Raw genomic sequence first — 13,817 nt, 5'->3', positions numbered from 1 at the left:
CTAAACGATTCCGGGCGAGCCCGCCATGTCGGCGGGGGCGCTGCGCAGCCACAGCTCGAAACACGCCCCGGGCCCCGCCCCCGACACGAGTCGCAAGTCGCCGCCCAGGCTGCGCGCCAGGCGCCGCGCCAGTGCCAGCCCCAGGCCCACGCCCGGCGCACTGTGCGCCGCGGCGCGCGCCGACTTGTGGAAGGGCCGGAAGAGCCGCCGCGCGTCCGCCGGCGGAATCCCCGGCCCGTGGTCACGGACGCCGATCACGAGCCGGTCGCCGCGGCGCTGGACGTGGACCTCGATGCGGCGGTCGTCGGCCGTTGCGGCGTATTTGCAGGCATTGTCGACCAGATTGAACAGGATTTGCTCGAGGGCGGTATCGGTGGCGCGAACGACCACGTCACCCGCCGCGTCCACGTCCCACACCAACTCGAGTTGCGCCTGGGCCGCGCGCTCGGCGAGCCGCTCGCGGGCCCGCTCCAGCGCGCTGGCCAAGCGCACTGTGCCATCCAGCGCTGTCGCGCGCCCGCGTTCCAGGCGCGCATAGGCCAGCACGTTCTCGACCAGGTGCGTCAGCCGCAGGGCCTCGGTGCGCAGCGTCTGCATGTATTGCTGCCGCTGCGGCCCGTCCGCCACGCGCTCGTCGCCCAGCAGGTCCGTATATAGACGAAACGTCGTCAGCGGCGTGCGCAGCTCGTGCGTCACCGCCGACACGAATACCGCCCGCCGCTCGCTCAGCGCCACGATGCCGCGCAGCAAGACGCCGACCGCGAGCGCGGCCAGCAACACGCCGGCCCACGCGGTGATGAGAAATGCCCGCAGCGGCGAGGCCGGCAAGGTGAAGTCGCCCACAGCGGGGCCGGGCTCGAACAGGATTGGCAGCGCGGCGAGCGCTCGTCCGCGCGGGTCCGCCGCGCCCGCCGGCCTGGGTGCGAACCGCGGCGTCGCGAAGAGATCCCTGATCTCGCCGGCCAGCAGTTGCTGGATACCCGGCCAGTCGAGCCAGCAGCCCTGCAGGTACGCGCCATCCTCGAACGGCACGCGCCGTGCGAGCAGCAGTTTGTCATTGAACCAAAGCGGGCGCCACGGTCCGGCGGGCACGTCGCCGAACCAATCCGCCGACCCGAAAGCGACATCCGATAGATCGTTGGACTGTTGCACCGCTCGTTGCCGGGCCTGCGTCTCCTGGACGTTGCGCATCATTTGCTGCTGCATCGGTTGATTGGTCTGCGCAACGGTCAGTGGCTGGATTGGAAAATCGGTGGCGGCCGTCGGCAGCGCCGCGTTCAGGGCTGCGAAATCCAGCCCCTGCAGGAACTCCCGCGTACGCGACGTGGCGGCCGTCTTTCCGGCGCCCGGCGTCAGGACGGAGTTGTCGCTGCCCTGCGGGTAAAGCTCAAAACTCAGCAGGATCAGCGGATGCGTCGCCCGCAGCACCGGGGCCAGCGCCGAGTCCATCCGCCACAGAGCCAGTCGGACACTTTCCTCGTATGCGGCCTGACGCCGGGCGTCGGCGGCCTGCTTTTCCAGCCCGAGCACTGTCACCGTCAGCCACAACAGCGCCCCGAGCACAACGCTCAGGCACAGACCGAAGCCGATCCAGATGGACCACGGGCGACTCACGACGGCGACTCCGCTACATGCAGCTTGTAGCCCTGGCCGCGCACGGTCAGGATCACCTGCGGTCGCGCCGCGTCGTCGCGCAGCTTCTCGCGCAGCCGGGCGATGTGCATGTCGATCGTCCGTGTCTCGAAACCGTGCGGGTCCACGTGCCAGACGCGCGACAGAATCTCATCGCGCGAAACCGCCCGTTCCGCGTGCACGGCGAGATACTCCAACAAGGCCCATTCGCGTTCGGACAGCTCCGCCTTCTGGCCGTCGTCGAAACGCACTTCGCGCCGGGCCAAATCGACGCCCCCGGCGGACAAGCGGATTTCCGAGACAGGTAGCGGCCGCTCCGGCGAACGGCGGAGCACGGCTTCGACGCGGGCGAGCAGCTCTTTCACGCTGAACGGCTTGACGACGTAGTCATCGGCGCCACGCCGAAAACCCTCCAGCCGGTCGGCTTCATCGCCGCGCGCGGTCAGGATGATGACTGGCACGGTCGGGTGTGCCTGCCGCAGGTTCCGCAGGATGTCCATCCCGTCCATCCCGGGCAGCACGAGGTCCAGCAGCAGCAGGTCGTATTCACTCTGGAGCGCCACCCGGCAGCCCTCGTCGCCGCGCGCCGCCGCCTGCGTCTTGTAGCCCGCAAGCTCGAGCGCCGCGAGGATGCCGGTACGGATCGCGGTGTCATCTTCGATAACGAGAATCGTCCGACGCGCCATGCCTGTCACTCTGACGCCGCCGGCGGACGCGTGGGTGTGCGCCCGCCGGAACGGCACAACCGTATCTTACTCCCGCGCGGGAGGTGCGGGCATCACTGACCGGCGCCCGGTCCGCGCACGAGCACGCGTTGGTCGCCGACGCGCAACAGGATCTCGCCCGCCAATGCCAGTGAGCCGGACCGATTGTCGTGCGCCAGCCGCGCTACCAACTCCGCGAAGGCGGGGCTGCCCCACTCGACGACGCGGTCCGGCGTCTGCTCGGCCACGGTCGCAAGACGGCTGTCCACCCAGCGCGTACCGCGTCGGAAGAACGCCAGGTCGTTGACCTGTTGCACTTCCGTGATCGCGACGCGGTTCATGTTCTCGTCATAGTAGCGGTTGTCGTTGTTCAGCACGCGCTGCTGCATCTGAGCGTTCACGTTCATCGCCTGGTTCACGGCGCCCAGGCCGGAGCGGGTCGCGACGGCCCGGTTCCGGAAGTTCCGCAGGGCCTCGGCGCGCACCACGTCGCGCTTGGCAAGATCGGTCCCCTCGCGTGCCAGGAACGCCGTGTACTCGGTGAGAATCCCGAACTCCGTGCTCAGCCGCACGATCTCGTCCGTGAGCTCTTTGAGACGCGGATCGGCCGACGACGCGGCTGCCGGCCTGGGATCCGCGCCCATTTGCCGGATGTCGTCGATGAGCGCCGCAATCTGCCGGCTTGCCCACAGGCGTGGCACGAACGCGTTGCGCGTGCTGGCCGAATCCAGGTCGAAGCGCAGGCGGAACTCGCGTGGCTGGCCCAGGTAGGTCCCGCGGAGCGTGAAGGCCAGCGGCGCGGTCCCGTGATAGCGGCCGAGCAGCACAAGCTGGTCGTCCTCGAACAGGTCGGGCAGCCGCGCCGGCAGCAGCTCCGTCACGCGCGGCGCCGCGAGCGCGCCGTCTGTGTCTGCTCTCAACGCCACATTGGTGAGCATCGGGCCCTCCAGCTTCTTGAAGACGTCCGCGACCTTCACCTCAACGTCCTCGCCGGGCAGGATGAACGTCGCCTGCGCGCGGGTCTCGAGGGCGATGCTCGACAGCAGCGGCGTATTCACATCGGCGCCCACGCCGAACGTGAAAACACGCCGCTGATGGGGATTCTGCTCCGTTGCGACGCGGCGAATCTCGACCTCCGCGGTGACGCCGGTGGTCGGCAGCCCGTCCGTCAGGAAGAGGACCAGTGGGAGCGTCTCGGCGAGCGGCGGCGGGCGCAGCGCTTCGACGAGCGCGGCGTGCAGATTCGTGCCGCCGCCGGGGTTCAGACGCTGCAGAAAATCGCGCGCGCCCCGCAGCGACGGCGCCGCTTTGCGCACCGGCTGCGCAAACAGCGTTGTCACGCTGTCGTGGTACGCGATGATGTTGAACGACTCGCCCTCGGCCAGCCCTTCCAGCACCTGCAGGGCGGCCGCGCGCGCCTGGTCGAGCTTGCCGCCACCCATGCTCCCCGAGTGGTCGATGACCAGCGTGAGCTCGCGCGGCTGGGTCGTACGGGGCGTGTCCGCACCCGCCGGCGGCAGCCCGGCCAGCAGCAGGAAATAGCCCGCGTCAGCCGAATCCGGATCGGGATACGCCAGCAGGGTCGCCGTCACACCCTCATCTGCCAGCAGATACGACAGGCGGAACGAGCCCGGCACACACCGGCTTTCGGCCGTCGTACGGACCGAGACGGTGCCGCGTGCGCCGCGCACCGTTTCCAGCGCATGCGTCGGCGAATACACGGTCGCGATCGGCGTCGGCGAAGTGATCTTCACCGCGATGTCCCAGGGGATGTCGTAATCGAGCGCCGCGGTCCGGGGTAGCTCGTAATCAATCCGGCGGCCGTCGCGGCTGAGCACCTGCTCATAAGTCAGCCGGACCTTCTGCTTGCCGTGAGCCTCCAGCGGGAACACACTCGAACGGATCACCTGCGCGCCGACGAACTCCAGCAAGGCCGGGTCGCGCGCCTTCGCCACGATCGCGTTGTACAGTTGCCCAGCCTGTCCCGCCGGGAGGACCTGCGCCGTCGGCTCCGCCGCCGCACCCTCGAACGCGAAGGTGCGCACGGCCACGCCGGCGGGCACGGGGACCACCAGCTCGGCCTCGGTGCGGGCCGGGCCGGGGTTCTCCAGGGAGATGTCGAGCGTGGTGGTCGCCACCTGCTCGACGATTACGGCCCCGACGGTTACGCCGGTAATCCGAATCGGGCCGCCCGCGACGGATGAGAACACGCGCCGTTGTGGCACGACGACGTTGGCCGCCGGCGGAGGGAGGCTGCTTCGCACGTCCTGGGCCACAACCACAACGGCCAGGCTGACCACCACCATCGCCAACGACATTGCATTGCCCCTTCGCAGCTCGCGCATGTTGCACCACCTTTCTTCGCACGGCCGATTCAAGCTCCTCACAAGGGAGTATGCCCGCGGGCTGGAGCGGCGGTGTAAAAGGTGCGTAACAACTGGTCGGGGCTGATCACGGGCTTGCGTCGCCGGGCACGCAGCCGCACGATGTCGCCGAGACAGAGGAGACCGCCATGCCGCGCGAGATCATCCCGCTCCAGGAACTGCACCTGGCCAGCTTCGGCGCCTGGGAACCCGGCTGGTTTCTGCTGACGGCGGGCGAGAACCGTCCCGGTGGGTTCAACAGCATGACCGTGTCGTGGGGCGCGCTGGGCGTAATCTGGCATCGCCCGCTGGCGGTGGTGGTAGTCCGCCCACAGCGCTATACGTGGCAGTTCATGGAGCAGTACGACACGTTCAGCCTGTGTGCGTTCGACGAGCGCCACCGCCCCGCGCTCAACCTGCTTGGCACGCGCTCCGGGCGCGATTCGCGCAAGATGATCGAGTGTGGCCTGACGCCGATCGCACTCAGTCAGATTGCCTGTCCGGGTTTCGCCGAGGCGGAGCTGATCCTGGAATGCCGGAAGATGTACTTCGCTGACCTGGATCCGGCGCACTTTCTGGCGGATTTCATAGCGCCGAACTATCAGGGCGACTATCACCGCGTCTATTTCGGCGAAGTCCTCGCCGCCGCCGGCACGGACGGTTTCCGCCAGCCCGGCCGCCAGACCTGAGCCGCGGTTACGCAGCGCCGAAGCTCGAAATCACCGAGGGAGGCTGGGATATGTCCTCTGCCTCCTTTCGGCCGTCAACCGCAACGCAGCTCTATGGGCACAGCATGGGCAGCGAGTGCGTCGTGAGCAGCGTCACGAACGGATTGATGTCCGTGAACGCAGGGTACGTGCCGTTGCCGTCGATATCTCCGTTCTCCGGCGGGCAGCTCGGGTAGGTGGCCAGCCACGCCGCCTGGTTGGACAGGTACAGGACGAAGGCGTTGATGTCGACAAAGTCAATCTGCCCGTCGCAGTTCACGTCGCCGACGCAATCGAGATACATCGCGTCGAAATATGCTTGGTAGTACGACCCGCGGTAATCCGTCCACGCGACAGCCGCTTCGAATTTGGGGAGCTTGCGCTCGTCAACACATACCGTCGGCTGCGGGTAGGCACTACTCGCCCAGTTTGCTTCATTCACCAGGACCGTGGGCGACCAGGAGTCGGGCGCCGCGACGGTGGCGCTGGTGTACTCCACGTCATACGCGCGCCAGTAGGCCGCGTGGAACCTGCCGCCGGCGGCGGTACTGGCGGCCACGTCGACGGCCTTCTCGTTGTCCCAGGTCCAGGGCAGGCTGTGGTTCATGCTCCAGTTCGTCCCGCTGTCCGTCGAGTACGCGTAGTGGATGTCTGTGTCCGTCGAGTAGGTCCGCGTGTACGCCACGAGAACCGCGTTCTCGCCGACCGCAGCGGCGACCGCAGGCTCGTACGCCGGCAGTGACCCGGACGATACTTGCACTGGCGTACTCCACGAAGACCCGAAGTTGGTGCTCCGTGTAACCCAGATCTCGCTGTGCCACTCGCTGCCGCTCCACCCCGGCTTCTCGAAGGCAACGAACAGGCCGGCCGTTCCAAACGCGATGTCGGGCTGGGTCACCCAGCTCGAGCTTTCGGAACCGCCAGTGAGGTTCATGACGACGCTCCACGTCGCGCCGTAGTCCAGGCTGCGGGAGAAGAGCGCCGGGTAATAGTCGATGTAGTTGTCGGTCCAGGTCACATAGATGTAGTACGTTTGCCAGAGCGAGTTGTCGGTGCAGATGCGCGGGTACACGTCAGTCGCGGTCAGGCCGGTCGCAACGTCGAGGAACGTGCCAAAGCCACCACTCGTGGGGGCCTTGTATACGCCGACGGCATTTCGCCCCGGAGCGTGATAGGCCACATAGACGTAGTCCTGCCCGGCCGCATTTTGGGCCACCGTCAGGGCCGGATTGCGCGAGCCTCCGGCGTCCTTGAAGCCGACCATCCAGTCCCAGTGCTTTCCGTCGTCGACGGACCGCCAAATCCGGATCCAGCCGTCGTACTCGCCATGTTCCTCGACCGCCAGGAAGAGGCTCCCGTCCGGCGCACGCTCCATGGATGGCTCCACCTGATCGTAGGAAAATGTCGTCACGACGATGTCACCCGCCCAACGCTCGCCGTCCGGCAGACCGAAGTCCGGATTGACCTCCTGCTGCCAGCCCGCACTGGCCAAGTTCACTACGCCGCGCGCGTTGGCCGGCACCGCCTCAGGTCGGACCGTTGCCGGCACGAAGTCCGCCGGTGCCGGCGGACGCTCATGCACCGTCGCCGCTGCCTTAGACACGGTTGCCCCAACTGCCTGCCCCCAACTCCACATCAATGTTGCCACCGCCACTGCCAGTACGCCCCAGTGCTTCGCTCTCATCTTCTGCCTCCTGGAGTCTTTCCGATCCGGCCGGGTTACGCAGGCTTCGAATACCGTTTCCCCGCAAGCCCTGAAACCATTCGCATGAGAGGCGGCGTGCCCGTTAGCCGCAAAGCCCCGTACTTCGGCACAGCGAAAGATGCAGATATGACCGACAATTCCCCTTTCGACATCACCCGGCTATGCCGCCGACTGTGATGCCCGATTATACCAGCGTCCGCCCCCGTTGCGCCAACCTCGTTTTCGAGTATCTTCCGGGCCTGACGGCCGATGCGGGCCCTCCCAGGGGTGCCCGAGCAACTCATGGAGCACCACAGCGCTCAGGGTCGGCGCTGGGGCGGGCAGGGAGAGACACGGAGGTCTGCCAGGGTCTACCAGTCCGGCCGCAGGACGTCGTCGGCCTGATCGATCTCCGCGACGAAACCTGCCGGCCGGTGAGTCGTTCGGACCCGAGCAGCACCCGCAGGCCAAGTTGTCCATGTGGCGGCCAGCGGCCGAGAGTGATTGCATCCCCGGCCGCATCTACTTCGACACGCGCATCGGCCGGCCGCGGCTTCGGATGACGGCTGCCGAGAGAAAGCACGGGCCGTCGCGCGATCCTCCGAATCCCTGCAATCCGCTAATTACAGGAGTTGGCTGCGTTTCAGTTCGCGCTGCCCCACGCCGGCAGGTGCGCTAAGGAATGCGTTCGGTGTGACTTGGGAGAAAGCGGGTGATGGGGCTCGAACCCACGACATTCACGTTGGCAACGTGACGCTCTACCACTGAGCTACACCCGCATGCGCGGCCGGATGCTACCGCGGCAGGCAACCAATATTCTTACAGCGCCCGCCCCCGTCCTGCAACCCCCTCCGCCGAAAAGGTACGCGCGGGGCCGACCGCCGACGCCTGCCCGCATTGGCCGGCCAGCGCGGCGGCCGCGCGATGTTCCGGGACTGTCATAGCGCCGGCCATCGTACGGGGCTACGATCCCGCGGCGGTCCCGGTTACACTGCCGCCATGAGCTGCGCGGACTCGTTCGCCACACCCGTACGCTGCCCGGCCCCACCTTCTTACCTGCGGCTCAAAGCCTGGATCGATTGGTACGCTGCGTGCGTGGCATGTGTCGCCCTGGCGCCCCTGCTGCTGATCATTGCCGCCCTGGTTCGCCGCGATGGCCACCCGGCTGTTTTCCGCCAGACGCGCGCCGGCCAGCGCGCGCGACCGTTTACGCTCCTGAAATTCCGCACGATGCGACCCGGCGTCGACCCTTTCGGTGATTCGCCGCAGCACGGCGCCGACCCGCGTCTGACTCCCGTCGGCCGCTGGCTTCGCGAGACCAGCCTCGATGAACTGCCGCAGATTCTGAACGTGCTGCGCGGCGAAATGTCACTCGTGGGACCACGTCCGCTCTACCTCCAACAGGCGGCGGAGTGGAATGCCCGGCAGCGCGGGCGACTGCTCGTCCGGCCCGGCCTGACCGGACTAGCGCAGGTGCACGGACGGGGTGGTCTGACGATCGAGGACAAACTCGAATTCGACGTCGCGTACGTTGAGTCGCTCAGTTTGCGGACCGACCTCACGATCCTCTGGCGGACGATCGGGCGCGTGCTCCGACGTGGTAACATCTACGAAGTGCGCTACTCACACACACGGGCCCGTCGGAGCTCGTAAGCCCACCACGGCCACACAACAAGAACGCAGGCCGACGATGACTCGCCGGCCTGCGTGTGTGAACAACGCTCAAGTGCTACGTCGCGCCCGCCGTTACGGGCAGGTGATCGGCAGCGAGCTCGTGCTCAGCAGTGTCACGAACGGGTTGATGTCGCCGAAGCCCGGATACACGCCGTCATCATTGATGTCGCCGTTCTTCGGATTGCAGCCCGCGTACGTCGTCTGCCACGACGCGTAGTTCGACAAGTACAAGACGAACGGGTTGATGTCCGCGAAGCTCACCAGACCGTCACAGTTCAGGTCCCCCAGGCAGTACGCGGGCGCCGACTGAACGTTGAACGTGAAGCTCGCACCGGCGACATTCACAGTCGCCGCCGTCACCGGCGAATACGCCGGCGGCGTCGCCACGCTGGTCAACACGTTCGCCAGGGCGTTCTCCAGGCGGAAGGTGTAAGCGCCCGTGGTCGCCGGGGCCGTAAACGAACCGGACAGCACGATCTGCTGGCCGCTCTGGCCGATGCCGCCGGTCACGACCGCGTTCTCAGCAATGCCCGAGCCCGAGGCCATCGCGGTGCCGAACGTGTTCTGGGCGCCGCCGATCTGAACCAGGTTCTTCGCGCCGGCGGTGCCGCGCTGCACGCCGACGTAGCCGGACGGGTTGCCGGCTTCGCCGGGATTGGTGATGCCGAGCGGGCGGTTGAACTTGGCCAGTGCGGCGGGAATCGAGGCGGCGTTGCCGTACGGCAGATCAAACTTTTCGGGGTTGGCGGCGTCCTGCGTCAGGTCGCAGGCGAACAGCGCCAGGCCGACGTTGTCGCCGGTGGAGACGCTGACCTTGATGGTCCAGTCGATGGTCGCGCCGGGGGGCACATTCGTGCCGGCCTGGGGCGATTCGAGGATGAACGAAACGGTGCCGGCCGCGAAGGCCGATGCAGTAACAGCGATCCCCACCAACGTGAGCGCAGCAAACCGTCGAAACATAGCACTTTCCTCCTAGGGCACTGTCGCCCGATGCCGGTACGACGACCTCATGTTCGTCATTATACAGATGGCCCTGCAGCCTTCCTATACTTGTTTTCTTGAATTCGAACGTTATATAGTTCCGAGATTATCGGACGTTCACGCGGACTGGAACCGCGCCCGGGTCAATCCGCGCGGGTGTCTGCCCATCATGCTTCATCCTTGCTGAGCGGGATCGCCGGCGAGATCTCGATGCCAAACCGCTCGCAGTAGCGACGAAACAACGTGTGCGCGCTGGGATACATCGAGTGCGGGCTCAGGAAGTGCGAGAACTCGAACGTGATCAGCTTGTCCATGCCCGCCTCGCGTGCGGCGTCGATCTTGTACTCGAGCTTTCGCCAGTCGATCGGCGGAAACTTGATCGGCATGTCGCGATCGAAAGTTTCCACGTTGGACCAGCAGGTCATGCCCGCCTCGCGCGCCAGACGCAGATTCGTGCCAAGATACTCCGGCAGGTCGAGGTAATCGATGTGGCCATCCTGGAAAGCGACGATGTCGATGCAATCCCGGATGCGGGCGAAAATCGAACGCCATTCGTCCGCATGCTGCTCGCGCGAAATGCAGGACTGGCCCGGGGGCGCCTTGGGACCCGCGATGTAGGGCGAGATGAGCGTGGGCGCGTCCGGCTTTAGCGACTTCGCGTGCTGGCCGGCGGCCCTGACAAGGTCTACCTGCGCGGGGTCATCGCGCGACAATTCAAACGTGATATACCAGCCGGCGAACGCCGGATGATCGCCGAACTGCTCGTTCACTTCCTTCATGAACTCACGATTGAGCGCAAGCGCGTGCGCGGCGTTCTGGGCCCAGTCGCCGGGGTCATAGAGGCCCCAGAACAGGCGCATGCCGTTGGCCTGGGCGAGGTCGAGGAATAGCTGGCCGAGGTTCTCGCGCACGGGTAGCATCGGCCGGTGCTCGAACAGTGACCACGCATTGAAGATGGCCTGATGCTGATAGCCTGCGCGGATGATGATGACCGTGTCGATTCCGATCTGTCGCATGACGTCGAAGTCGGCCGCCCATTCCTCCGGACCCCAGTTCTGGCTCGGGATATCGTGCGTGATCTCGTCAAGGAACGTGCCCGTGATTCTCACTGTTTCGTACTCCCGGCTGTGCTCCGGCGCACCGTTGCGAACGGACCCGACCGACATTATATAACACCATGTCGCTCCAGTCAGCGTGAATTCCGTGTTGCGGGGATGGTTCGACGATCAGCGAGGTGCACGCATGCAGGGCAGAACCATGCGGAGCGTGCCAGGGTGGATATTACCGGCATTGGCGTGCACGGCCGCGTGGGCCGGCACGCCGCGTCAGGAGCTGAGCCAGGGTCGCGCGCGAGTTTTGTTGGAGCCGCGCCATCCCGGCCTGCGCGTGTTGTACGACGGGATCGAGGTCATCCGGCACAGCGAGCTGGTGATCACGACGCCGGGTTGGGCACCGCACTACTACGTCGGACCGGACGAGCGCTCGGTCGCGGACGCAGTGCACGAGTCCGTTGACGGCGGCGCGCGCCTGCGCCTGGTGCACCGCGGCGCTGACGGATCGTTCGAGGGCGTGGAGACGATCACGTTGCACGCGGATGGCCGGATCGAGCAGGTGCTGGACGCCCGCTTCGTCAAACAGGACGCCGAAGCGCTGCTGCAGTGGCGGATCGGCGGACTGAATCCGACGCTGATTGTCGGGCGACCGTACATGGCGGAACTGGCGGGGGGCGAGACTGTTCATGGTGTTGTACCGGTTGCGGCCCGTTCTGCGGAGCGCGCCGTCAACACACTGGCGCGCGGCTTCCGGACGCTGGAGTTTGACTCGCGCCTGGGGCCGATACGGATCGAGGTGGACGGGAAGCCCGAGCTGATCGTCTATGACTACCGCAAGGACCGCTGGGCGACCGCGGACAACCCTTACTTCTGGTTTGGCGACCTGGGGACGCGGCTGAAGGCCGGCCAGACCACGCGCTACCGGATCGTCTATCACCTGCCGCCGGATGCGCCGACTTCGGCGCCGGCCGAAGTCATCTCCGCGGTCGCGGCAATCGAAGCACGGCCGGATGTCCAGACGTACGTCGCCGACGATCCGCCGGTGGTCATTCCGCGTCCCAAGCGCGCGGAATTCGGTCCCGGCGGGTTTGTGCTGACGGGCCGGCCGCCAATTGAAGTTGGTGTTCCGGCCGCGCGACCGGCCGCCGCCCGCTGGGCGCGGTACCTCGCGGAGCGGCACGGCGTCACCGCCGCCCTGGACGCTGAGCAGGAACGGATACCGGTCGCGGCCATCCGGTTTCAGCCCGCGGTACTTCCGAATTGGTCGTCGGAAGGGTACCAGCTCACCGTGTCGCCGGCCGGCATCACCGTCGAGGCCGACAGCACCGCCGGCTTTCGCTACGCGGTCGAGACTCTGATTCAGCTCACGTCGTGCACGCCCGGTGGCGAAGTCGTGGTGCGCAGCGCGGAGATCCGGGACTGGCCGGCGCTGCGTTTTCGCGGCGTGCACATGTTCACGGGCGGGCAGGGCCCCGAGCTGCATCTCAAGCTGGTTCGCAACGTGCTTGCGGCGCTGAAGATGAACGCCCTTGTCCTGCAGGCCGAGTACGTTGAGTGGGACGCCTACCCCGAGATTCACCACCCGCAGTACGGCATGCCGAAAGACGACGTGCGACAGATTCTCCGCGCGTGCGCCGAGACCGGCATCGAGGTGATCCCGCTGGTCATGTCGCTCGGCCACTGTCAGTGGATGTTCGAAACGGGGCATCATCTCGAACTGGCCGAGGACCCGGACGCGAAATGGGCCTACTGTGTGACTAATCCGGCGACCTACGAGTTCATCTTCAGAATCTACGCGGAGGCGCTGGAGCTTTTTCAGCCGAAGTGGTTCCACATCGGTCACGACGAGTTTGACCACCGTGGCCGCGTGCCGTATCGCGAGTCGAGCCAGGCCTTCACGGTCGAGCAGCTTTTCCTGACCGACACGCAGCGGCTACACGCGTGGCTGGCGGAGCGCGGGGTCCGCACGATGATGTGGGGCGACATGCTGCTGGCCAAGGGCGAAGGGCCCGATGCCTGCCACGCCAAGTCCAGGGAGTCGGCCGCCGCGCTGCGCGCGGAACTCCCGGACGACATCCGCATTGCGGATTGGCACTACTGTGGAAATCCGCCGGAGGACTTCACGAATCTGGACGTCTTTCACGCGGCGGGTTTCGAGACGGTGGCGGCCACCTGGGACCGGCCGGCGAACATCGTGAACTTCGCGCGGGCGGCATACGCGAAGAAGGCGCGCGGGCTGCTGCAAACGACCTGGGCCGGTTACTCGCTCGATCCGGAGAGCTTCGCCCGGCACCTGCCCCAGTATGCGGCCTACGTGCTCGCCGCCGAAGCGGCCTGGAACGCCGACCAGCCGCCGGACCCGGACACCTATCCCGCCCGCGCATACTTCCTGGACCTGATGGGCCTGAGCGCGCTGCCGCCGGCGAACCGGAGCGGGTGGGTGGCGGACATCGGGGCGGCATGCAACTACGCTCTGGCGGCCGCGGACGAGCGCGGCTGGTTCGAGCTTGGGCCGGAGCACGACCTGCGGGATGTGCCGAGTGGGCGGACGCGCCTGAAGGGGGTGGCGTTTCAGATTGGAGCGCCGGCCGACCGGTCGGCCATCGTGCTGCGCAGCAAGCTGACGCACGGCGCGGGGTTTCCGTCCACGGTGGAACTGACCCTGGAGCGCCAAGCCGCGCAGTTGGTCATCCTGCATGCGACCAACTTTGCCTGCGCGGACGGCACGCCGGTGGGCGAGTATTGCGTGACGTACGACGACGGTACGGAAGCGGATCTGCCGGTGGTCTACGGCCGCAACGTGCTGGCCTACGGCGACGGCATGGCGCTCGCGGAGGCGCCGGTGGTCTGGTCGGGCACGACGGCGTCCGGCGAGGCGGTGGCCTTGCGGGCGCTGGTGTGGTCGCATCCGCGGCCGGAACGGGTGATCCGCAGGCTCACGCTGCGCTCGGCCGACGCGGCCGGCGCGCTGATCGTGGTCGGCGTGAGCGGACTGGACTGATTGCGCGGCGCGGGCCGGC

At 66.8% G+C, this 13,817-nt stretch carries 9 protein-coding genes and 1 tRNA gene; 3 read left to right on the top strand and 7 right to left on the bottom strand.

The window, feature by feature from the left end:
- The 3 genes from KA383_16220 to KA383_16210 all read right to left on the bottom strand — a co-directional run bounded on the left by KA383_16220 (position 1) and on the right by KA383_16210 (position 4,681).
- Positions 1–1,614: a HAMP domain-containing histidine kinase gene (locus KA383_16220; GenBank protein ID MBP7747663.1), complete on the bottom strand. Its 1,614-nt coding sequence runs from the start codon at positions 1,612–1,614 to the stop codon at positions 1–3.
- Positions 1,611–2,318 (bottom strand): response regulator transcription factor, encoded by a 708-nt coding sequence (locus KA383_16215; GenBank protein ID MBP7747662.1) that lies wholly within the window; start codon positions 2,316–2,318, stop codon positions 1,611–1,613. Before KA383_16215 ends, KA383_16220 begins: the two co-directional genes overlap by 4 nt.
- 92 nt (positions 2,319–2,410) lie before the next feature.
- Entirely contained in the window at positions 2,411–4,681 is a 2,271-nt protein-coding gene (locus tag KA383_16210; GenBank protein MBP7747661.1) for a VWA domain-containing protein, read from the bottom strand.
- A 167-nt stretch (positions 4,682–4,848) separates the two neighbouring features.
- Between KA383_16210 and KA383_16205 the strand changes: the two genes are divergently transcribed.
- A complete protein-coding gene (locus tag KA383_16205; GenBank protein MBP7747660.1) occupies positions 4,849–5,388 on the top strand; it encodes a flavin reductase in 540 nt (179 codons plus the stop codon).
- Positions 5,389–5,479: 91 nt separating this feature from the next.
- Here KA383_16205 and KA383_16200 read toward each other — a convergent pair whose 3' ends face one another.
- Both KA383_16200 and KA383_16195 read right to left on the bottom strand, forming a co-directional pair.
- Positions 5,480–7,090 (bottom strand): exo-alpha-sialidase, encoded by a 1,611-nt coding sequence (locus KA383_16200; protein ID MBP7747659.1) that lies wholly within the window; start codon positions 7,088–7,090, stop codon positions 5,480–5,482.
- Between the two features lie 707 nt (positions 7,091–7,797).
- Positions 7,798–7,869 (bottom strand) — tRNA-Gly (locus KA383_16195).
- Between the two features lie 220 nt (positions 7,870–8,089).
- Between KA383_16195 and KA383_16190 the strand changes: the two genes are divergently transcribed.
- Positions 8,090–8,743 (top strand): sugar transferase, encoded by a 654-nt coding sequence (locus tag KA383_16190; GenBank protein ID MBP7747658.1) that lies wholly within the window; start codon positions 8,090–8,092, stop codon positions 8,741–8,743.
- Positions 8,744–8,836: 93 nt separating this feature from the next.
- Here KA383_16190 and KA383_16185 read toward each other — a convergent pair whose 3' ends face one another.
- Together KA383_16185 and KA383_16180 are read right to left on the bottom strand one after the other, a co-directional pair.
- Positions 8,837–9,724, bottom strand: coding sequence for a hypothetical protein (locus tag KA383_16185; GenBank protein MBP7747657.1), 888 nt, complete (start codon positions 9,722–9,724; stop codon positions 8,837–8,839).
- A gap of 188 nt (positions 9,725–9,912) precedes the next feature.
- The gene (locus KA383_16180) at positions 9,913–10,911 is read right to left on the bottom strand and encodes a DUF4434 domain-containing protein (GenBank protein ID MBP7747656.1); all 999 of its coding nucleotides are present in this window, start codon (positions 10,909–10,911) and stop codon (positions 9,913–9,915) included.
- 76 nt (positions 10,912–10,987) lie between these two features.
- On the opposite strand from KA383_16180, the gene KA383_16175 reads away from it, so the two are divergent.
- Positions 10,988–13,798: a family 20 glycosylhydrolase gene (locus KA383_16175; protein MBP7747655.1), complete on the top strand. Its 2,811-nt coding sequence runs from the start codon at positions 10,988–10,990 to the stop codon at positions 13,796–13,798.
- Positions 13,799–13,817: the final 19 nt, after the last annotated feature.

It is taken from the genome of Phycisphaerae bacterium (assembly GCA_017999985.1).
Lineage (GTDB): Bacteria > Planctomycetota > Phycisphaerae > UBA1845 > Fen-1342 > JAGNKU01.
This window is presented reverse-complemented; position numbering and strand designations above follow the sequence as displayed.